The following is an 18,903-nucleotide window of genomic DNA, read 5'->3' as shown; positions in this document are numbered from 1 at the left end:
ATTAAATTTGAGATGGAAAAAATAAAATTTATTGATCTTTTTTGTGGTATAGGTGGTTTCAGAACGGCAATGGATCAAGCATGTTTGGAAAATGGAATAATACCTGAATGTGTATTTTCATCAGATATTGATTCTTTTTGTCAAGATAGCTATGAAGCAAATTTTGGAGATAGACCATTTGGGGATATTACTAAAATACATGAAAATGATATTCCAGATCATGATATCTTATTTGCCGGATTTCCTTGTCAATCTTTTAGTATAATAGGCAAAATGCAAGGGTTTAATGACGTTAGAGGTACATTGTTTTTCGATATAGCAAGAATTCTCAAGCATAAAAAACCAAAATCATTTATTTTAGAAAATGTTAAACAGCTTGTAGGTCACGATGGAGGAAATACACTAAAAACTATAATTAATGTTCTTGAAAAAGATTTAGGTTATAGTGTTAGATTTGCTGTTTTAAATGCTCTTGATTTTGGACTTCCACAAAAAAGAGAAAGAATTATTATTGTTGGACATAAAGATCCAATATTATTTAATTTCCCCTCTCCAATTAGACCATTTAAACCGCTATCGGAAATTATTGAGAAGAAAGTTGATCCAAAACATTATGCCTCAGATTATATAGTAGAAAAAAGAAAAAGCAAACATAAATCAGCATATAATCTTTCTATATGGCATGAAAATAAATCTGGTAATATTTGCTCTTATCCATATTCTTGTGCTTTACGCTCTGGAGCTTCTTATAATTACTTACTTGTAAATGGAGAAAGAAGATTGACACCAAGAGAAATGTTTCGTTTACAAGGTTTTCCTGATAAATATAAGATTGTTGTTTCTGATGGTCAAGCAAAAAGACAAGCAGGAAATGCTGTACCAGTTAATTTAGTAAAGGCAGTTATTTTAAAACTCTTGCCATATGTAGCTGAATCTATGGATCCAACGCTAATTCTAAAAGATTATGAAATTTAATTATGGATAACAATAGATCCCCTAGATTAAGAACTGTTAATAAATCAATTTCAGCTTTTCCTCTAAATGAATTTCCCAAACAATTTCCATTTTTGTTGGGTAGAGAGATAATTTATTTACTTGCATCTAAAGGTAAGCCAGAATTAGAAGGTTCTGACTGGGAATGTATATTTGCTAATTGTATTGGTGCAGATTGGAAACCATCAAATGTTGGACTAGATGATGTTGTAATGGGGAATACAGCTTGGGGAGCTAAGACAGTAAAAGCAAAATCACCTTCTAGGCAAAAGAAAGTTAGATTAATTTCTGGTAGGAATTCACCTAATTACTCATTTGGAGAAAGAAGTGATCAAAAGGCAGATCCTAAATTAATTGGAGAACTAGTTTTAGAAATCTGGAATGAAAGGGTATCTTCAATAAGAGAAAAATATAAACACTTGAGAACTGTTGTGCTTTTAAAGTCAGATGATTTGTCTGAAGTTGTTGTATTTGAATTTGACACAATAAGATATGATCATCAATTATATACTTGGGAGTGGAATAAAAATAATAATTTAACAGGTAAAAATATAAAAACAGGAGAACACTGTTTTACTTGGCAACCACATGGTTCTCAATTTACAATTATTGAAGACGTTCCTGAAAAATGTACAATAATCAAAATTAAACAACCAGAAAAGTTAGATAAAAACTTGATTTTAGAAGCCTTAGGTTTTGATAATTCATGGGTAACTGTTTCTCAGAGAGAATAAATAACTTCATAAACAAAAGCCAGAATAGAATTTTTTCTATTTCTGGCTTTTTTTGCTTTAAAAACTTTATGACTTTAGACTTTCAGAGTAAATTACATGTAACTTAAGATCTCTTTTTTGAACGCATCATATTCACCTTGCATGATTAAACCGTTATCAAGCAGTTTTTTATAATTCTGTAGTTTATCGAAAAGTTCTTCTTTAGATAAATCACTTAATTTGCGTTCTCCTGTTGAAGGTTGGGTTGGCTGAATTGGCTCATAAGTTTCGTAAGGAGTTGTTGCAGGTAAAATTTCCGCATAATTCGTTACTTCTTCCGTTTCAACTTCTTCTACTTCGTCAAGATCATCTTCTTCTTCTTCGATAACTTGCGCCGTTTCTACGATTGGAGTTTCGGCAACAATTGGGTTTTTTATTAAATCTAATTGTTCTTTTGCATAGGTATATATTTTTCTTGCCTGGATTTTAGGAATGTAATCAATCGAAATTGATAAATCAGTATTGGTATTAAATGAAAATTCTGAACCTAAAATATTTTCTTTTACAAAAGCACCCGCAACATTGTCCCAGGTATAATCTGTAAAATCCATTGAAAGGCCTAAATTTTTAGGTTGACAAATAATGATTCGTTTGTTTGTTAATACAATACTATCAGGAAAAACAGTAATTGCCGGTTTTTTTTGAACGGCAATATATCCAACTTCTTCACCTTTCATCAATAAATCATGGAGTTTCGAAGTGATTTTTTCAATTGCTTTTGGATCTTGTTCTTCGTTCAGAAATTTTTTAAATTGTTCTTTCATAGTTGTATAAAGTTGCTGAGTTACTAAGTAACTGAGTTGCTAAGTTTTTTGACTGACATTGCAAATGTAATGCCTAATTTTCTAATTCAATAATTTCATTCTGAATTTTCTTTGTCAAACTTTTGAAAACCAATTCATACGAATGATCGATTAATTCTTTTACAAAAGCAGTTGATAAATTTCCGTTTAAGGAAATTGTATTCCAGTGCACTTTGCTCATATGGAAGCCCGGTTTTATCTCATCATACTCCGCTCTTAGTTCCTGAGCACGTTCCGGGTCGCACTTTAAATTGACCGATGGTTCGTTTTTCTCCCATTGTAATAAGGAGGATAAGGCAAACATTTTTCCGCCGACTTTAAAAACCAAAGTATCTTCATCAAAAGGGAAATGCTCGCTAACGCCTTTTTTCGAAAGACAATATTCGTAATACGTTTCCAGATTCATAATTATTTCTTATTTACCAATTTCACCTAAATGAGTGTATTTAAAACCCTTTTCATATTTTAACCCGTAACCAAAAATCCGATCCATTGCGGAATGTGAAAATAAAATAATTCCGGCTAATTGAATAATTTCAATACTTAAATAACATCCTAAAGCATAAATTAAAAGCGAGATTCCTTTATGATGAAATATGTTGTAAAAAAAGGCTCCGCTTTTGTTTCCAAAAAGATAGCCCAACATAGACAAATCCGGCGCTAAAATTAAAACCAAAAACCACCACCAATCAAAATTTAGGCGATTAAATAAAAAGATTCCGAGTATAAATAAAGCCGCTTCTTCGAGTTTGATAATTGTTTTCATAATTTCTTTTCCATCATTTTTTCCGGATATTCCAGAGCAGTAAAACCAAATTTTTTATATAAAGAATGAGCATCAGTTGTAGCCAATCTCCATATTTTAATGTCTTTAAGAATCGGTTCATTTATCATAGTTTCAATTAAGACAGATGAATATCCTTTGCCTCGATGTTCTTCGGTAATAAAAACATCCATTACATATCCAAAAACGACATAATCAGTAATTACTCTGGCAAAGCCAATTTGTTTGTCATTCAGGTAAATTCCAAAACAAACCGAAGCATCAATTGTAGTCTGAACTTCTTCGATGGTTCTTCCCGCAGCCCAATATATGTCTTTTAAAAAGTTTTGAATGAACGGAACGTCTAGTTTTGTTTTATCTGTAGATACTGTAATCATGTATGTTAGTTTTTTTTGCCACGAATTGCACGAATTTACACGAATTTTTTATATGCTTGCAGAAAAAAATGATTCATGAAAATTAGTGAAATTGCTTCACCTGTTCGCTATCGCTCGGGTCGTAGCAGACTTTAAATCTTATATAAAATAGGTTTTGACGGGCTCGCGTCATTTTCAAACGATGCGATTTGAAGATTTAGTATATAATTTCCATCTTCGATTTCGTTAGAAACATAAATCATTTCTGTAATTGTTGCATTCAATCGTGCATCAGGATTCAATTGTAAAGTGTTTTGTACATTCCAGAATGCTTTGTGTGCTAATAATTTGCCTTCGTCATGTTCTTTGTCAACGCTTGGTAAGTCGATTAGTAAATGCTGAACTTCGCTTTCGCGGATGAAAATCGCTGCTTCTTCAGACAAATAAGGCGGATTTGTATTGGAGTATTTTCTTGATTTTTTTTCTTTTTGATTTGGAATTGTTCGAATAATAATTGCTTCCAGTTTTGTCACACTGAGCGAAGTCGAAGTGCTTATTGCTTTTTCAACTTGGCCCTTCGTAATCACCCAATCATCCCCAACTTTTTCAGGCTCAACCGTAATCAGTTTCGCAAAAAAGAAAAACTGTTTCAAAGATTGATTGATACTATAAAAAGCATTGGTAATATGTCCCAAACATTCCGTGTGCGTTCCATGCCCATGCGGATTGAAGAAAATATTATTGAAATTCGTCGATGATTTTCCTTCAGAAACTTTACCAATCCAATCGCCAAAAACTACTGGTTCAATAGTTGGTTTTTCGATATACCAGGCAATCGGGTTTTCGTCTGTATTCGTTAACGGAATCGAAATATCAATGGGTTTTGATAAATCGATTTCGAAGTTGTTGATTTTTGCTAACATATTATTTAACCGCAAGGTTCGCTAAGGTTTACGCAAAGGGCGCAAAGTTTTTTAAAGATTGTTTACAATTCTTCTAATGCCGTTTTTTATTAAAGCTACATTGAAATTTATTAATAAGCCTAATTTACAATTTGTTAATTTTAAATAAGTCAATAATTGAGCAAAATGGACTTCATTTAAAACATCAACAGATTTTATTTCCAAAATTAATTTATTTTCAACTATAATGTCTAGTCGATAACCAATATCTAGTTTTACTTCTTCGTAAATTAAAGGTAAAGGTTTTTGTTTTTCAATTTCTAAACCTAACTTTTTTAATTCATAAAAAAGACATTCTTCATAAGCACTTTCTAAAAGTCCAGGCCCTAAAGTTTGATGAACTTTTAAAGCACAATTAAATACAATTCGTGATAATTCATTTTCTGACATGAGTATTAATTATAAAATATTAAAACTCAAATGTAGTATTTAAAAATATTTCATATAAATTTATTCTTACAAAATAAAAATTGCGTTCATTGCGTAAACCTTAGCGAACCTTGCGGTTAAGCCCTCATTCCAAATTTAGATAAAATAAATCTGAAGCAATTCCATCCGTTAAAAATTTTCCTTTTGCGGTTGGTTTTAGAATATTATTTTCAATTGAAAGCAATTCGTCGTCCAGGAATTTCTGACTTTGTTTTTTGAGATAATTAAGATATTCTACGCCAAATTCAGTTTCAATTCTTTCTAATGAAACACCCCAAATAGTTCTTAATCCTGTCATAATATATTCATTATAACGATCAGAAATGGTTAGGGTTTCAGTTTCAATTGGAAGCTCATCGTTCTGAATCGATTTTAGGTAAAGCGAATTATTGGCAATATTCCAGCCTCTTTTTTCGCCATCATAACTATGCGCCGAAGGACCAATTCCGATATATTTTTTACCTAACCAATACGCCGAATTATTTTTAGAGAAATAACCTTCTTTCCCGAAATTCGATAATTCGTAATGAATAAAACCATTTTTCTGAAGCATTTCAACCAAAATAATAAAATGGTTTGAAGCGACTTCGTCTTGTGGTTCGGCGATTTTTCCAGTATCAATCAGTTTTCTTAAAGCTGTTTTAGGTTCAACCGTCAAAGCATAACTCGATATATGTGGAATGCCAAATGACAATGCCGTTTCGATATTTTTTCTCCACATTTCATCAGTCAATCCCGGGATTCCGTAAATTAAATCGAGTGAAATATTATCAAAATATTTTGTCGCTTCTGTCAAACAATTTATGGCTTCCGCCGAATTATGAGCACGATTCATCATTTTCAGATCTTCTTCATAAAAAGACTGAATTCCAATGCTTAAACGGTTGATTGGGCTTTTTGATAACTCCAGAATACGTTCTGTAGATAAATCATCCGGATTGGCTTCGAGTGTAATTTCGGGATTTTCGACAACACTATAATTTTTATAAACTTCTGAAATTAAAAAGTTTATTTCGTCATTTGTCAAAACAGAAGGCGTTCCTCCACCAAAGTATATTGTTTCTACAACATCATCTTTAAACTCATTTTTGCGCATGGTAATTTCTTTGGCTAAAGCCAAAACCATCTCATCTTTCTTTTTCATCGAAGTCGAAAAATGAAAGTCGCAATAGTGGCAAGCCTGCTTGCAAAAAGGAATATGAATGTAGATACCGCTCATTTTTTAGTATTCAGATTTTATAGTATTCAGTGTTCAGTTTTTTAGTAATCAGATTTTTATAGTGTTCAGCTTTTACTATTCAGATCATACTGACCACTAAAAAACTGATTACTGATCACTTTTCTTAACTCCAAACTTTTTTGGATTTAAAAGCATATAGTTTAATAATTTACCTATTTCAATACTTTCGGATAAAAGTTCATTATAGGATTCGTTTGAAATATATTTACAAGCAAGAGCGAATTCGAGCCAAGCTTGTGTTTCAGAATTTTCACCATCAGAATCAGTTAATTTACTGTAAAAATGTTTTGGATAAACACGTTTTCTGTAGGCTTCAGCAATTGTAACTGTAACACTTCTGGATGAACGTTTTATCTGATCTGTTAATGAATAAGTTTCTTCTTTTGGAAACTGTTTTGTAATATTAAATATCTTCATTGCTAAACAAAAAGACTTTTTATAAGCTATTAAATCTTGAAATCTCATTTTGTTTTTTTACTTATAACGAAAATTTAGTAAGAAAATTTCTCAAAAAAATAATTTATTTACATAATAACTGAATACTAAAAAATGGGATAACTGAGTAGGTCAATAATTAACTGATCACTAAAAATCTGATCACTGACCACTATTTTCTAACTTTATCTTCGTTTTGTTTTACAAATGCGTCCCAACCTGTATAGCTTTTTCCGGCAACTATTTTGCCTGAGTTAAAGAAATGACAAACTGCTGCCGCTAAACCGTCTGTTGAATCCAGGTTTTTAGGTAATTCTTTTAAGCCTAAAAGTTGTTGCAGCATTTTGGCCACTTGTTCCTTACTGGCATTTCCGTTTCCGGTAATCGCCATTTTTATCTTTTTAGGTTCATATTCAGTAATTGGGATATCTCTCGAAAGTCCCGCTGCCATTGCAACACCTTGTGCACGACCCAACTTTAACATCGATTGTACGTTTTTGCCAAAGAAAGGCGCTTCAATCGCAATCTCATCAGGATTGTGCGTTTCGATTAGTTCAATGGTACGTTCAAAAATGATCTTTAGTTTTTGGTAATGATTGTCGTATTTGGAAAGCTGCAATTCGTTTAATTGCAAAAACTCCATTTTTTTATTGATGACTTTTATCAATCCAAAACCCATGATGGTGGTTCCGGGGTCAATACCTAATATGATGCGTTCTTTTGTCATTTTTTATTTTGGTTACACAAAGTTTCGCCAAGTAGTCACAGAGATTCACAAAGTTTTTTTAAATTTTCTTTGTGTGTCTTTGCGAATGCTTTGTGAATCTTTGTGAAATAGCTTTTTCGCAATAGTTTTCTTTACTTTGCGGCATGATTTCAATTCCTCACAAAGCTAAACAATTCCTAGTTCTTCTGGCCAAACTTTTGATTGTAGGTGGTGCATTTTATTTTATTTATAATCAGTTAGCGCACAACGACAAACTCGATTGGCAAAAGTTTATTACGTTGTTTCGCAAAAATCAATCGGTTTTAGGAATTGGGTTTATATTGCTTTTAAGTGTTTTAAACCGCTATTTTGAGATTTTGAAATGGCAGAATTTGGCCAAAGTAATTCATGAGATTTCATTAGGAGAAGCGACAAAACAAGTTTTAGCGGCACTTACAGCCGGAATCTTCACACCAAACGGAGTAGGAGAGTATGCCGGAAAAGCGTTGTTTTATCCGAAATCTGAAGCTAAACAAGTGGTTTTTCTGAACTTGATTTGTAACGGAATCCAAATGATCTTAACGGTGATTTTTGGTCTTTTTGGTTTGTTGTATTTTAATGCTAAATACGAGGTAATTACGACTCAAACGGTTGCTATTTTGTTTGGAGGCTTTGTATTGCTTTTTATTGTTTTGTTTTCTTTGAAAAAAATAAAAATAAAGGGATATTCGATTGAAAAATTGGTGCATAAAATTAATGAAATTCCAAAACCAATTCATCGCAAAAATATCCTTTTGGGTGTTTTGCGTTATCTGGTTTTCTCGCATCAATACTATGTTTTGTTTTTGGCTTTTGATGTCGATTTGCCCTATTTTATACTAATTGCTACAATTGCTGTGGTTTACTTTTTAGCATCGTCATTGCCCACTTTTCAGTTTTTAGATTTTGCGGTAAAAGGAAGCGTTGCTATTTATTTCTTCGGAATTTTGGGTGTAAACGAATGGATTGTGGTTTTTATCAGCACTTTGATGTGGTTTCTAAATGTAGTTTTACCCGTGATTATTGGAGCTTATTATGTACTGAATTTTAAAACTTCGCCTAAGATTTAAGTATTAGTTTTTAATGATTAAGTAATATTGTATAGTTTCTGTGGGACAAGATATTCTGGGCGGAGCAATTTTGTTAGCAATATATAATCTCTACGAGATATACTCCGTTAGGAGTTAAATGTTGGTAGAAATAATAGAAACAACATCGGCAAAATGTCCCGTAGGGACTACATTTATTCATGAAAAATGATTTAAAACCAAAGTTATGATTGCCATTATTCTTAGTGTAATTTTAGTTACTTATTTTTTGAGCATTGGCTTACTTATTTATGGTTTTACCAAAGTAAAAAAGTATCACAATACTAATCTAAAACCTCAAACGAGTTTTACCATTATAGTTCCGTTTAGGAATGAGGAAGAGAATTTGCCAAACCTTTTACTGAGTTTTTCAAACTTAAATTATCCAAATGATCTATTCGAAGTAATTTTAGTTGATGATAATTCTCTTGAAAAGTTTCAAGTTTCAGGTTTCAAGTTTCAGGTTTCCGTGATCGACAACATTCGGGTTTCCAATTCTCCTAAAAAAGACGCTATTGCTGCAGCGATGCAACACGTAAAAACCAATTGGGTAATTACCACAGATGCTGATTGTTTGGTTCCTGAAAACTGGCTTTTAACGTTCGATAATTATATCCAGCAAAATAATGTTTCGATGTTGGCGGGCGCTGTAACTTATGAATGTGAAAATTCATTTCTGGATCATTTTCAGCAATTAGATTTAACGAGTTTACAAGGTGCAACGATAGGAAGTTTTGGACTTAAAAAAGCTTTTATGTGTAACGGAGCGAATTTTGCCTACACAAAATCCTTATTCGAAAAACTAAACGGATTTGATGGAAATGATAAGATTGCCAGTGGAGATGATGTTTTTTTATTGCAAAAAGCAGTCGGTTTATTCCCTGATGGGGTTCATTATTTAAAAGCTACAGAAGCCATTGTTGTTACAAAACCAACTGAGAACTGGAAATCTTTGTTTTATCAGAGAGTACGTTGGGCGGCAAAAACTAGTTCGTATCAAAGTCGTTTCGGAAAGATTTTAGGATTGATTGTTTTCTTCGGAAATCTGAGTTTTGTGCTTTTGTTTTTCTTTTCTGTTTTGGGTATTTTGCCTTATCCATTTTTTGTTTTGTTTGCCTTTTTTAAGTTTGTAATCGACTTTGTATTGCTTTACATTACAAATCAGTTTTTATCAAAAACGAGAATAAAGAGTTTGGTTTTAAGTTGTCTATTGTATCCTTTTTTTAGTACAACTGTGGCTTTGTATAGTTTGTTTGGAACGTATGAGTGGAAGGGAAGAAGATTTAAAAATTAAATTCTAATTTATAAATTTCAATGCAGGACACATCTTTGGTCATGTTGTATTGATAAAAATGGTACACGGATGAAACGGATTCGCTTTGCGAAAACGCGGATTTGAGCGGATTTTTTTATCGGGTCATTTTATTTTTAATATTCTAACTCCAATCTTTTTCGAGTTACGCTTGCAATCCTTCGTTTGTACCAATGACGTTTTTAATTTTTCACAATTCCTTAGCGATCTCAAAGCAAAGTGGAATAAACACAAATCTTTGCGAACTTAGCGTAAACCTTCGCACACTTTGCGGTAAATTTCATATATATTGTTTTTTTAGAATAAAAATTATACATCAGTATGACAAAAAAGCAAAAAGAAATCTGTGCAAATCTGTTTAAACCCGTAAAATCTGTGGGCCATAAATTCCAATTGAAAAAAAATTATTCTTTAGCTTTAAGAATAACAGGTAAAATAAATTGGGTTTTTACCGGAAGTCCACGTTTTAGTGCAGGATTTATTTTTGGAAAATCGACCAGGCGTGCATGTAGGATACTATCAATTTTGATGGTGTCATATGCAACTGAGTCTTTAGGAAATTGTGGTTCAAATTTCATAGTTGAGTTTGGGAAAACTGTTACTTTCACCTGAATCGTGTCGAGTTCGGGATACAGTATAGAAAGTGTGTCAATATCTAGCTTTTCCTGAATAAGTTGCGCCATGAACTGAAAAAAGCATTGCTGACGTTGTTTTTTATCAGCTATTTTTTCACAATTTGCTACAGATGGATATTCGTCGACTTCTTTCCAGTTGATTGATTTTAATTCTTTTTGAAGCAACTCTTTTTCAGACGGAATCTGCTTCTCAAAATATTGACAAGAATGGAAAGATAAGAGAATTAAAAAAAGGAAAAACTGCTTCAAGATTTAGATGTTGAATTGATTGACTAATTAGGGTATAAAAATACGATTATTTTTTTTGAGAAGCTTTGTATTGAAGATAATCTTCATAGTTTTCTGAAAGCCATTGTTTCTTATTTTGCGCTGCAACTTCTTTTTGATCAGGATATAAGGAAGATAGTCGATCTGAGAAAGTTGCTATCTGAACGGTGTAATTGTAAAATTCTTTTCTTGTTAAAACAACATTTGAATCATTTTTACGATTGAAGTATTCAAAGAAAAGTGTATCGAAATCTTTCATAGAAAAATTTAAAACTTTTTTCTTATTACTTTTATAGATACTATCCTGAATCAATTGATCGTTATTTGACAGCTTTTTTGATTGCGCATAAGTAAAATTATTGATCAGACTAATCAAAAAAGTAAATAATACTATTTGCGAAAATCTGCGCATTGACTGGATTTACTGAGGGTGGTTGAAGTACAAAATTATAAAAAAATATATGGATTTACTATTGTTATTACTTGGTTTTATATGCATGATTGTGGGGGTTTTGGGGAGCGTTTTACCAGTTCTTCCAGGTTTGTCAAGTTGTTGGGTAGGGTTGTTATTATTGTATATGACGAAAGCGGTCGAGAATAATTACTGGGTTCTGGGGGGAACACTTTTGATAACGATAATTATTACAGTTCTTGATTATGTAATTCCGGCAAAAGGAACCAAGAAATTTGGAGGAAGTTCGTACGGAATTTGGGGTACCAATATTGGACTAATTGTTGGAATTCTGGCTCCAATACCTTTTGGTGTGATTATTGGTCCTTTCTTGGGGGCTTTTGTAGGGGAATTAATTTATGATTCTAAAAATCATAAGAGAGCTCTAAAAGCGGCAACCGGATCATTACTTGGATTTCTGGCGTCAAGTTTTATCAACTTTATGTTTTGTATTATTTTTCTAGGCATATTTTTACGGCTGACATGGGAATATCGAACATTATTATTTTAATTATGTAACGTACATTAAGCTTTTTTCTTATTTTTTGAAGTTTTAAGAAAAAAAGTTTCTACTTTGTTTTGATTACGAAAGGGTTATGTTTACTGGTTCTAATCGATTTTTTTGTTAAACAGATGTTAATCGATTAAGTGAATTTGTAACTTATTTTTTGGAAATGTTAAAATATTTTATATTTTTATCCTGATAAACGATAAAAAGCCTCACTTTATCGGTTATTTTTAATGGATTTAAATAATTTTTAAACACTTTAAGTATGACTCCAAACCTACAAATTGAACTTAGACGTTTTATTTCTTCTAATGTTGTTTCAAAGTTGAACAAGTTTTATTTTGAAAATGATGCACTTTTAATCAAGGGAATTGATGTTTCGATAGGTACAGTTTTAATGGGTTTGTATAATAGGACTGAAGAATCTGATTTTTGTAAAGGAATAGTTTCACAAATACAGGAAGATTCGACCTTTTATCAGGAAGTCGATTTTACATCCGGCCGAATATTATCAGTAGATGATTGTTACCGTTTAGAAGGAAACGCTTTACTGAAAGAAATTTTCACTAATAAAAAAGGTAGAATTTCTGAAATGATCTCCAACGAAGTCGGAATCAAAAGTGAAACGGCAAGAGAGATCCTTAACTTTTCAGCCTTACTAGTTGCTTCTTATCTAAAAAATAATATCCAGTTATTAGAGAGTTTAAAATTACTTCTGGAGGATCAAAAAAGAGATATCTTAAACAGTATTCCACCCGGAATCAAAATTATCCTCGGATTTTCATGTTACGAATCAGTCGAAGAAAAAAACCAATCCATCGGAAGATCCATTTTTACACTTTTCGGTCATAACTTTTTCAGTTTTTAGTAATAAAAAAATCCCATCTTACTAAGTAAAACAGGATTTATATTTAAAATCAATTTTAAAGCGTTTTTAAACGTTTTTCAAATTGATAACTTCTTGATCAGTCAAAAAACGCCAGTTACCTCTAGGTAAATTCTTTTTGGTTAAGCCAGCAAACGATACGCGGTCAATACGTAAAACATCATAATCAAAGTGTTCAAAAATTGCACGAACTACTTTTACATTTGATGAACGTAATTTAATACCTACTTCGCTTTTTGCTTCTTTTTCAATATAGCTTACTTCTTCAACAAACACACGGTGTCCGTCAAGAACAAGACCTTTGCTTATTTTTTCTAAATCCTCAAATTTCAAGTTTTTGTCTAATGAAACCTGATAGATCTTAGACGATTTCTGACTTGGTAAAGTAAATTTACGAATCATGTCCGTATCGTTGGTAAACAACAATAAACCAGTTGTGTTCTTGTCCATTCTTCCAATGGGAGCAATTTTAGCCGTTGTAGAACCACGAACAAGTTCCAGAACGTTACGAAATTCCTGACCTTCGTCAAGCGCTGTCGTAAAGTTTTTAGGTTTGTTCAACAAGATGTATTCTTTCTTTTCAGGAGTTAAAACAACACCGTCAAAATTAATAACATCATTCAATTTTACTAAATAACCCATTTCAGTAACGGGTACACCATTTACTTTGACGTTTCCGGACTGAATGTATATATCAGCATCACGACGCGAACAAACACCAGAATTAGAGATGTATTTGTTCAAACGAATTTCGTCTGCAGCTTTTTGTCTTTTTGGAGCCTGATTCTGTTTTTTAAGTTTTTGCGCCGCTTCTTCTTCCGCAGCCTTAACAGCAGGTTTCACTTTTTTCGGCCCTTGAGCACGCTTTTGCATGGCAGGTTTTGGCTTGTTAGAGTTTGGTCTAGAGCTATTTGGTCTAGAACCGCCGCCTTTATTGTTGCCTTCCTTATTGTTCATAAATTCTGTAATTTGTGCAAAGATAGTTTATTCTTGCTAAATAATCCTAAGTTCATTGTTCTTAGATTGATAGCTATTATTTTTTGGAGTTGCAGGAGCAGTACAATTGGCTTTTTTTCAGGCATATTGTCCCGCTTTTCGCTTCAATCTTTTATTTTTTTAAAGGAAAAAAATAAAAGGATTTCCACTGCAATCGGGGCTAGTTTCAGGCAATTGGCTTTTTTTAGACATTTAGAGAAAGTTTTTATGGAGATTCACTGAGTTTTTTTAAGCTTTGCGAAACCTTTGTATAACTCCGTGGTATAATTCTTTTATAAAAAATACAAGTTGGCTGTGGACTATCGCTCTAAGGATTTAAAAGCAGGTTTTTCCCGTGCCACAAAACACTTGGGTTAATCAAAACAATGCAGCAAACCCCTGAAACAATCAAAAATTTAAGTACGTTATGAAGTAATAAATATTGTTCTTTAGAATTCGACTTCCATAAATAAAACAGGAAAAAAAGTAAGACGGCAAAACACACATAGAAATAAATATCCATATAGCCCACGTCGTAAATGTTGATTAAGACATAAACCGGAACCACTGTCAATATCGTCAAAGCTGTAATGATTTGCTTTGAAACTCTTTCGTTATAAATTATTGGTATTGTTCTGTAATTATTAGCCAAATCACCTTTAAGGTTTTCAAGATCTTTAATCATTTCCCGAATCAGTAGCAACAAAAATAAGAAAACAGCATGCGCTGATATTACCATAAAATGACTCATGTGATCCTCGATCTCTTCAAAAGAAATCTTATTGTAGAAATACAACAGAATTGCGAAAAAAGGTAAAACAGCCAAAAAAGCAGCTGTTAGATTCCCGACTATAGGATATTTTTTTATTTTGTGCGAGTAAAACCAAATGAGAAAAATATAAGCCGAAAAGAATAAAAAAGCACGCCAGGAAACAATCAGGGCCATTAGAGCGGCAATAAAATTCAGCGTAAAATACACTGAAAGTTTTGTTTTTTGACTCACCAATCTGTCCAGCATTGATTTGTTGGGTCTGTTGATTAAATCTTTCTGACTGTCGTAAAAATTATTAATAATATATCCGGAAGCAATAGTAATCGCAGAAGCAAAAACAATCAAGAATAAGTTGAGATCGAGTAAAATGTCAAGCGCTCTTTTTTCCGGGGCCAATATGAAAATAGCAGATAAATATTGTGCCAAAACAATAATCGGAATGTTGTAGCCTCTCACTACTGAGAACAAACTGACAATTTTCATTACTAAAAGTTTGTGTTGTCTGCTTAACATTTTTTTGAAGTTAGTTTGGGGTTTTAATTAAAAGCGAATGGTTTAAGAAGTAAATTTATGCGTCTGTTAAAGTTTGTCTTTCAGCAATGCTTTAGCACCAAAACCTAATTTCCGAATGCAAGCTAAGGCTTCTTTTTGAGAAATTCCAATTTCTGTAAGGTCTTTTTTTTCTACAAAACAAACAGAGCCGCTCCATGGGTTTGGTGCAGCAGGAACAAATACTGCAAAGTTGTTTTCATTGATTTGCTCTATCAGGAAGGCAAATTGCAGACCTGCATCGGTAGGAACTAAAACGACTTTTAAATCTTCATTAGATTCCAGGCCCATGATGTTTTCATTCGTTTTCTTCATGAATGAATAACCGGGAACAAAGCTTAAAATTCCGTTTTCCAGCCTTTGAATCAGTCGTTTTGCATAAGGTGTTCTTGCCACTAGGCCAGCGGTTATGCAGATAATAAAGATGATTATTATGGCTACAATTTCCTCAATTGCAAATCCTAAGATTTTTACTTTAGGAAAATGGCTTATAATTGGAAGTGTGACTTTTTGGATAATATGATATCCTTTTTCAAGAATCACCAATAATAAAACCAAGGGTGCTAAAAACAGAATTCCGCCTAAAAAAGTTGCTTTGATGATCTTTAAAATACTCTTCATTTAAATAACTTTTAGGATGATGATTTCTAAGAAAGCATATTCAATAGGCTTGGTTTTTTAAAGAAGTTTAAATTTAGAACTGATAAACTACTTCTAACTTGTAATCTTTTAAAGATACTTTAGCACGTTCTAAATCCTCGGTAAATCCAAGAATGTAACCACCTCCGCCAGAGCCACAAAGTTTTAAATAATAATCATTTGTGTCAATTCCGTTTTGCCAGATTCCGTGAAACTGCTCCGGAATCATGGGTTTAAAGTTGTTTAAAACGACTTTTGATAGCTTTTTAGTATTTGTAAATAACGATTTCATGTCACCATGTAAAAAGTTTTCTACGCAAGCATCCGTATATTTTACAAATTGGTTCTTAAGCATTGCACGGAAACCTTTGTCTTTAAGGTTTTCCATAAAAATGTTCACCATTGGTGCCGTTTCGCCTACAATCCCTGAATCTAATAAAAATACAGCACCTTTTCCGTCAAAACTTTGTGTAGGAATACCGGTTGCTTCAATATTATCTTTAGAATTAATTAAAATGGGAATGCTTAAGTAACTGTTTAAAGGGTCTAAACCAGAACTTTTTCCGTGGAAAAAACTCTCCATTTGAGCAAATATATTTTTTAGTTGTAACAGTTTTTCACGAGTTAAATTCTCCAAAACTGTAATTTTATGTGTAGCATATTTGTCGTAAATAGCCGCTACAAGAGCACCACTACTACCAACTCCGTACCCTTGCGGAATACTTGAATCAAAATACATTCCGGTTTCGACATCATTTTTTAAAGTCAACAAATCGAAGTTAACCAAGTCAGGTTGTTCATTTTGTAAAGCTTCTAAATAAGTAGTGTAACGTCTTAAACTTGCGTTTGATGCGATTGCTTCTGCCGAAGGATCTTCGGATTTTTTCAATGCACCATTGTAAAAATTATAAGGAATAGAAAGTCCTTTAGAGTCGCGGATGATTCCGTATTCTCCAAAGAGTAATATTTTTGAGTAAAATAATGGTCCTTTCATGTTTATTTAATGTCTTTCTTTATTTTATTTGGGTCTTGTCTGGTGTCGAAAATGGTATGAATTCTAACTTCATTTGAACCAAAACTATACAAGAGACTTGATTGTTTTGTTATAACACATTTTCGATATTTTTTATTTATTGATGATTTAGGAAAAATTTCCGGATTCATACTTATAATTGAAATTGCTTTTTCAAATTTTACCAAATATATTTTTTTCGATTTTTTCGACCATCTGGCTTCAATAAAACTTAAAACAGTATCTAAATCTTTTTCAGCTGTTTTTGAAAAATTTACTTTTAGATTCACTATCTGTACTTTTTCATGACATCTTCAAAGCTTGTAAATTCTCCTCTTTCAAATTCTAATTCACTTTGAGCAACATTTTCTTTTTGCTCATCAGTTAAATCATCCCACCAATCTTTTTTCTTTTTGGTCAACAATTTTATGACAGCTTCAATGATTGAAGGATCGTTTGTTTCTTCAATCATATTTATTGCTTCGCGTTTTCCTAATTGAATGTCCATAATCAAAATTTTAATTAAAGATACGGAAAATTATAATGCAATTGCACCGTCTCCAATTTGGTCGCAAATGTACTGACGATTCTGACAAAATACAACTAATTCGTCCTGAATAAATTGAAGTACTTTGTCGCTAACGTTTTCGGGATATAAAACATGAACATTTGCTCCGGCATCAAGGGTAAAACAAACCGGAATTTGTGTTTCATTTCTGAATTTCCAAATCGCATTTATAATTTGTAAAGTGTTTGGTTTCATTAAAATAAAATACGGCATTGATGTCATCATCATGGCGTGCAATGTCAAAGCTTCGCTTTCGACCACTTTAATAAATTCATCCAGGTTTCCGTTTTCAAAAATTGCAATTAGCAGATCGAGATTTTCATGCGCCTGGGCAAAACGTCTTTCGGCGTAAGGATGATTGTGCATTAAATCATGTCCAACAGTACTTGAAACTTGTTTTTCGCCTTTATCAACCAATAAAATGGTATCTTGATAGTTCTTGAAATTCTCATGAATAGTGTATGGAAATTCAACTCCGTATAAGTCAGAGCTTCCTTCAATATTTGCCTGATTTCCCCATGCTACAATATTTCCTTTTACGCTTCTACAAGCGCTTCCAGAACCTAAACGAGCCAAAAAAGATGCTTTTTGGTAGAAATATTCATCTGTCATTTCTGAATTTAATACTTTTTCTAAACTCATAAAATTCATCGCTAAAGCAGCCATTCCTGAAGCCGAAGAGGCAATTCCGGAACTGTGTGGAAACGTATTTTGTGTGTCAATTGTAAAATGATAGTCTTTCAGAAAAGGCAAAAAAACTTCAATTCGTTCTAAAAACTTTTGGATTTTGGGTTTAAAATCTTCTTTTGGCTGTCCTTCAAAAAGTAAATCAAAAGAAAAAACATCTTTTGTCTCACTCAGAGGAGCCGAAGTGTAACGCTTCGAAAAACCTAACTTTGTAATCGTTTTACAATTATTAAGTGTAAAACTAACCGATGGATTTGCCGGGATTTGATTGTCTTTTTTTCCCCAATATTTCACTAGGGCAATATTGCTTGGAGCACTCCATTCAAAATTTCCATTTTCGATGGTCGAAGTATATTTTTTAGGAATAAAATCAGTTGCTGTAAACATGAATTATAAAATTTTGGCAAAGATAGTTTTTAAATGGAAAATGTAAACGAAACGTTTACAAAACATAAATGAACTTATATTACTTATATGGTTTAAACTTTCTTTTTGACTATTTTTGGATAAAAATTGAATAGAATGAACAAGATCACCAAAATCGTAATAGCGCTAATAGTTTGTTTAATGGTAGGGTATTCTGCGAGTACAGTAACAAGACCGAGTGTTGAAACCTGGTATCCAACGATTATAAAACCAGGTTTTAATCCGCCCAATTGGATTTTTATGCCGGTTTGGACAATGCTTTATATTTTAATGGCGGTAGCAGCCGGATTGGTTTGGGATAAAATAAAGGAACAAAACCAGGAAGTAAAAGTTGCATTAGGATTCTTTTTGATTCAATTGACATTAAATGCGATCTGGTCGTATCTGTTTTTCGGATTGAAAAACCCAATGTTGGCTTTAATCGAAATTGTACTTTTAGGATTGATGATTTATGAGACCTATTTAAAGTTTGTGAAAATCAATAAAACTGCAGGTTATTTATTGATTCCGTATTTGGCCTGGGTTGCTTTTGCCGGAATTTTGAATGCCAGTATTTGGTGGCTGAATCGATAGCATTTAGTTTGCTTTGCCAATTCAGCTAAAGCAGC

Annotated in this window: 25 protein-coding genes; 7 read left to right on the top strand and 18 right to left on the bottom strand. The window is 32.5% G+C overall.

Annotation, left to right across the window (positions count from 1 at the left end; translation table 11 throughout):
* Positions 1-12 precede the first annotated feature (12 nt).
* Together dcm and ACQY44_RS10970 are read left to right on the top strand one after the other, a co-directional pair.
* On the top strand, positions 13-975 hold the full coding sequence (gene dcm / locus ACQY44_RS10975) for a DNA (cytosine-5-)-methyltransferase (protein WP_428230400.1): 963 nt from the start codon (positions 13-15) through the stop codon (positions 973-975).
* A gap of 2 nt (positions 976-977) precedes the next feature.
* Positions 978-1,727, top strand: a complete 750-nt coding sequence (locus ACQY44_RS10970) for a hypothetical protein (protein WP_428230399.1) — start codon at positions 978-980, stop codon at positions 1,725-1,727.
* 92 nt (positions 1,728-1,819) lie between these two features.
* On the opposite strand, the gene ACQY44_RS10965 is transcribed toward ACQY44_RS10970, so the two are convergent.
* The 9 genes from ACQY44_RS10965 to ruvC all read right to left on the bottom strand — a co-directional run bounded on the left by ACQY44_RS10965 (position 1,820) and on the right by ruvC (position 7,502).
* Positions 1,820-2,530, bottom strand: a complete 711-nt coding sequence (locus ACQY44_RS10965; protein ID WP_428230398.1) for a PH domain-containing protein — start codon at positions 2,528-2,530, stop codon at positions 1,820-1,822.
* Positions 2,531-2,603: 73 nt separating this feature from the next.
* Entirely contained in the window at positions 2,604-2,975 is a 372-nt protein-coding gene (locus ACQY44_RS10960; protein WP_428230397.1) for an MmcQ/YjbR family DNA-binding protein, read from the bottom strand.
* Between the two features lie 9 nt (positions 2,976-2,984).
* Positions 2,985-3,335 carry a DUF4260 domain-containing protein gene (locus tag ACQY44_RS10955; RefSeq protein WP_428230396.1) on the bottom strand — a complete coding sequence of 117 codons (351 nt, stop codon included), beginning with the start codon at positions 3,333-3,335 and terminating at the stop codon, positions 2,985-2,987.
* Positions 3,332-3,730 (bottom strand): GNAT family N-acetyltransferase, encoded by a 399-nt coding sequence (locus tag ACQY44_RS10950; protein WP_428230395.1) that lies wholly within the window; start codon positions 3,728-3,730, stop codon positions 3,332-3,334. The genes ACQY44_RS10955 and ACQY44_RS10950 overlap by 4 nt, the downstream gene beginning before the upstream one ends.
* A gap of 131 nt (positions 3,731-3,861) precedes the next feature.
* A complete protein-coding gene (locus tag ACQY44_RS10945; RefSeq protein WP_428230394.1) occupies positions 3,862-4,632 on the bottom strand; it encodes a cyclase family protein in 771 nt (256 codons plus the stop codon).
* A gap of 51 nt (positions 4,633-4,683) precedes the next feature.
* Positions 4,684-5,061 carry a GxxExxY protein gene (locus tag ACQY44_RS10940; RefSeq protein ID WP_428230393.1) on the bottom strand — a complete coding sequence of 126 codons (378 nt, stop codon included), beginning with the start codon at positions 5,059-5,061 and terminating at the stop codon, positions 4,684-4,686.
* Between the two features lie 124 nt (positions 5,062-5,185).
* Positions 5,186-6,319, bottom strand: coding sequence for a radical SAM family heme chaperone HemW (gene hemW, locus ACQY44_RS10935; protein WP_428230392.1), 1,134 nt, complete (start codon positions 6,317-6,319; stop codon positions 5,186-5,188).
* A gap of 108 nt (positions 6,320-6,427) precedes the next feature.
* A complete protein-coding gene (locus tag ACQY44_RS10930) occupies positions 6,428-6,805 on the bottom strand; it encodes a four helix bundle protein (protein ID WP_428230391.1) in 378 nt (125 codons plus the stop codon).
* 142 nt (positions 6,806-6,947) lie between these two features.
* Positions 6,948-7,502, bottom strand: a complete 555-nt coding sequence (gene ruvC, locus ACQY44_RS10925) for a crossover junction endodeoxyribonuclease RuvC (protein WP_428230390.1) — start codon at positions 7,500-7,502, stop codon at positions 6,948-6,950.
* A 143-nt stretch (positions 7,503-7,645) separates the two neighbouring features.
* Between ruvC and ACQY44_RS10920 the strand changes: the two genes are divergently transcribed.
* Both ACQY44_RS10920 and ACQY44_RS10915 read left to right on the top strand, forming a co-directional pair.
* A complete protein-coding gene (locus tag ACQY44_RS10920; RefSeq protein ID WP_428230389.1) occupies positions 7,646-8,590 on the top strand; it encodes a hypothetical protein in 945 nt (314 codons plus the stop codon).
* Positions 8,591-8,795: 205 nt separating this feature from the next.
* Positions 8,796-9,902, top strand: a complete 1,107-nt coding sequence (locus ACQY44_RS10915; protein ID WP_428230388.1) for a glycosyltransferase family 2 protein — start codon at positions 8,796-8,798, stop codon at positions 9,900-9,902.
* Between the two features lie 422 nt (positions 9,903-10,324).
* Here the strand turns inward: ACQY44_RS10915 and ACQY44_RS10910 are convergent, their stop codons facing one another.
* Both ACQY44_RS10910 and ACQY44_RS10905 read right to left on the bottom strand, forming a co-directional pair.
* Positions 10,325-10,804, bottom strand: coding sequence for a hypothetical protein (locus ACQY44_RS10910; RefSeq protein ID WP_428230387.1), 480 nt, complete (start codon positions 10,802-10,804; stop codon positions 10,325-10,327).
* A 46-nt stretch (positions 10,805-10,850) separates the two neighbouring features.
* Positions 10,851-11,081, bottom strand: coding sequence for a hypothetical protein (locus tag ACQY44_RS10905; protein WP_428230386.1), 231 nt, complete (start codon positions 11,079-11,081; stop codon positions 10,851-10,853).
* Positions 11,082-11,283: 202 nt separating this feature from the next.
* Between ACQY44_RS10905 and ACQY44_RS10900 the strand changes: the two genes are divergently transcribed.
* Positions 11,284-11,784: a DUF456 domain-containing protein gene (locus ACQY44_RS10900; RefSeq protein ID WP_428230385.1), complete on the top strand. Its 501-nt coding sequence runs from the start codon at positions 11,284-11,286 to the stop codon at positions 11,782-11,784.
* Positions 11,785-12,046: 262 nt separating this feature from the next.
* Positions 12,047-12,649, top strand: coding sequence for a DUF937 domain-containing protein (locus tag ACQY44_RS10895; RefSeq protein ID WP_428230384.1), 603 nt, complete (start codon positions 12,047-12,049; stop codon positions 12,647-12,649).
* 66 nt (positions 12,650-12,715) lie between these two features.
* Here the strand turns inward: ACQY44_RS10895 and ACQY44_RS10890 are convergent, their stop codons facing one another.
* From ACQY44_RS10890 to ACQY44_RS10860, 7 genes are all read right to left on the bottom strand, one after another.
* Complete coding sequence (locus tag ACQY44_RS10890; RefSeq protein WP_428230383.1) at positions 12,716-13,624, bottom strand: pseudouridine synthase; 909 nt, start codon at positions 13,622-13,624, stop codon at positions 12,716-12,718.
* 346 nt (positions 13,625-13,970) lie between these two features.
* Positions 13,971-14,927 carry a geranylgeranylglycerol-phosphate geranylgeranyltransferase gene (locus tag ACQY44_RS10885; RefSeq protein ID WP_428230382.1) on the bottom strand — a complete coding sequence of 319 codons (957 nt, stop codon included), beginning with the start codon at positions 14,925-14,927 and terminating at the stop codon, positions 13,971-13,973.
* A 66-nt stretch (positions 14,928-14,993) separates the two neighbouring features.
* Positions 14,994-15,584: a DUF502 domain-containing protein gene (locus tag ACQY44_RS10880; RefSeq protein WP_428230381.1), complete on the bottom strand. Its 591-nt coding sequence runs from the start codon at positions 15,582-15,584 to the stop codon at positions 14,994-14,996.
* A gap of 73 nt (positions 15,585-15,657) precedes the next feature.
* Positions 15,658-16,596 carry a mevalonate kinase family protein gene (locus ACQY44_RS10875; protein ID WP_428230380.1) on the bottom strand — a complete coding sequence of 313 codons (939 nt, stop codon included), beginning with the start codon at positions 16,594-16,596 and terminating at the stop codon, positions 15,658-15,660.
* A 2-nt stretch (positions 16,597-16,598) separates the two neighbouring features.
* Positions 16,599-16,904 carry a type II toxin-antitoxin system RelE/ParE family toxin gene (locus tag ACQY44_RS10870; protein WP_428230379.1) on the bottom strand — a complete coding sequence of 102 codons (306 nt, stop codon included), beginning with the start codon at positions 16,902-16,904 and terminating at the stop codon, positions 16,599-16,601.
* Complete coding sequence (locus tag ACQY44_RS10865; RefSeq protein WP_428230378.1) at positions 16,904-17,122, bottom strand: hypothetical protein; 219 nt, start codon at positions 17,120-17,122, stop codon at positions 16,904-16,906. Before ACQY44_RS10865 ends, ACQY44_RS10870 begins: the two co-directional genes overlap by 1 nt.
* Before the next feature lie 30 nt (positions 17,123-17,152).
* Complete coding sequence (locus ACQY44_RS10860; RefSeq protein WP_428230377.1) at positions 17,153-18,256, bottom strand: diphosphomevalonate/mevalonate 3,5-bisphosphate decarboxylase family protein; 1,104 nt, start codon at positions 18,254-18,256, stop codon at positions 17,153-17,155.
* 135 nt (positions 18,257-18,391) lie between these two features.
* Here ACQY44_RS10860 and ACQY44_RS10855 point away from each other — a divergent pair, with 135 nt between their 5' ends.
* Positions 18,392-18,868, top strand: a complete 477-nt coding sequence (locus ACQY44_RS10855; RefSeq protein WP_428230376.1) for a TspO/MBR family protein — start codon at positions 18,392-18,394, stop codon at positions 18,866-18,868.
* The last annotated feature ends 35 nt before the right edge of the window (positions 18,869-18,903 follow it).

Origin of the sequence: Flavobacterium sp. (assembly GCF_965277525.1) — a bacterium.
GTDB lineage: Bacteria > Bacteroidota > Bacteroidia > Flavobacteriales > Flavobacteriaceae > Flavobacterium.
The sequence above is the reverse complement of the archived record's forward strand: the minus strand, read 5'-3'. Positions and strand labels throughout refer to the sequence as shown.

What these genes read in the sequence shown, in the direction of transcription:
- ACQY44_RS10920 (WP_428230389.1), top strand. Translation starts at nt 7,646, where the DNA reads ATGATTTCAATTCCTCACAAAGCTAAACAATTCCTAGTTCTTCTGGCC.
- ACQY44_RS10875 (WP_428230380.1), bottom strand. Translation starts at nt 16,596, where the DNA reads ATGAAAGGACCATTATTTTACTCAAAAATATTACTCTTTGGAGAATAC.
- ACQY44_RS10955 (WP_428230396.1), bottom strand. Translation starts at nt 3,335, where the DNA reads ATGAAAACAATTATCAAACTCGAAGAAGCGGCTTTATTTATACTCGGA.
- ACQY44_RS10945 (WP_428230394.1), bottom strand. Translation starts at nt 4,632, where the DNA reads ATGTTAGCAAAAATCAACAACTTCGAAATCGATTTATCAAAACCCATT.
- ACQY44_RS10900 (WP_428230385.1), top strand. Translation starts at nt 11,284, where the DNA reads ATGGATTTACTATTGTTATTACTTGGTTTTATATGCATGATTGTGGGG.
- hemW (WP_428230392.1), bottom strand. Translation starts at nt 6,319, where the DNA reads ATGAGCGGTATCTACATTCATATTCCTTTTTGCAAGCAGGCTTGCCAC.
- ACQY44_RS10880 (WP_428230381.1), bottom strand. Translation starts at nt 15,584, where the DNA reads ATGAAGAGTATTTTAAAGATCATCAAAGCAACTTTTTTAGGCGGAATT.
- ACQY44_RS10915 (WP_428230388.1), top strand. Translation starts at nt 8,796, where the DNA reads ATGATTGCCATTATTCTTAGTGTAATTTTAGTTACTTATTTTTTGAGC.
- ACQY44_RS10905 (WP_428230386.1), bottom strand. Translation starts at nt 11,081, where the DNA reads ATGAAAGATTTCGATACACTTTTCTTTGAATACTTCAATCGTAAAAAT.
- ACQY44_RS10860 (WP_428230377.1), bottom strand. Translation starts at nt 18,256, where the DNA reads ATGTTTACAGCAACTGATTTTATTCCTAAAAAATATACTTCGACCATC.
- ACQY44_RS10930 (WP_428230391.1), bottom strand. Translation starts at nt 6,805, where the DNA reads ATGAGATTTCAAGATTTAATAGCTTATAAAAAGTCTTTTTGTTTAGCA.
- ACQY44_RS10940 (WP_428230393.1), bottom strand. Translation starts at nt 5,061, where the DNA reads ATGTCAGAAAATGAATTATCACGAATTGTATTTAATTGTGCTTTAAAA.
- ACQY44_RS10960 (WP_428230397.1), bottom strand. Translation starts at nt 2,975, where the DNA reads ATGAATCTGGAAACGTATTACGAATATTGTCTTTCGAAAAAAGGCGTT.
- ACQY44_RS10885 (WP_428230382.1), bottom strand. Translation starts at nt 14,927, where the DNA reads ATGTTAAGCAGACAACACAAACTTTTAGTAATGAAAATTGTCAGTTTG.
- ACQY44_RS10865 (WP_428230378.1), bottom strand. Translation starts at nt 17,122, where the DNA reads ATGGACATTCAATTAGGAAAACGCGAAGCAATAAATATGATTGAAGAA.
- ACQY44_RS10970 (WP_428230399.1), top strand. Translation starts at nt 978, where the DNA reads ATGGATAACAATAGATCCCCTAGATTAAGAACTGTTAATAAATCAATT.
- ACQY44_RS10895 (WP_428230384.1), top strand. Translation starts at nt 12,047, where the DNA reads ATGACTCCAAACCTACAAATTGAACTTAGACGTTTTATTTCTTCTAAT.
- ruvC (WP_428230390.1), bottom strand. Translation starts at nt 7,502, where the DNA reads ATGACAAAAGAACGCATCATATTAGGTATTGACCCCGGAACCACCATC.
- ACQY44_RS10965 (WP_428230398.1), bottom strand. Translation starts at nt 2,530, where the DNA reads ATGAAAGAACAATTTAAAAAATTTCTGAACGAAGAACAAGATCCAAAA.
- dcm (WP_428230400.1), top strand. Translation starts at nt 13, where the DNA reads ATGGAAAAAATAAAATTTATTGATCTTTTTTGTGGTATAGGTGGTTTC.
- ACQY44_RS10890 (WP_428230383.1), bottom strand. Translation starts at nt 13,624, where the DNA reads ATGAACAATAAGGAAGGCAACAATAAAGGCGGCGGTTCTAGACCAAAT.
- ACQY44_RS10950 (WP_428230395.1), bottom strand. Translation starts at nt 3,730, where the DNA reads ATGATTACAGTATCTACAGATAAAACAAAACTAGACGTTCCGTTCATT.
- ACQY44_RS10855 (WP_428230376.1), top strand. Translation starts at nt 18,392, where the DNA reads ATGAACAAGATCACCAAAATCGTAATAGCGCTAATAGTTTGTTTAATG.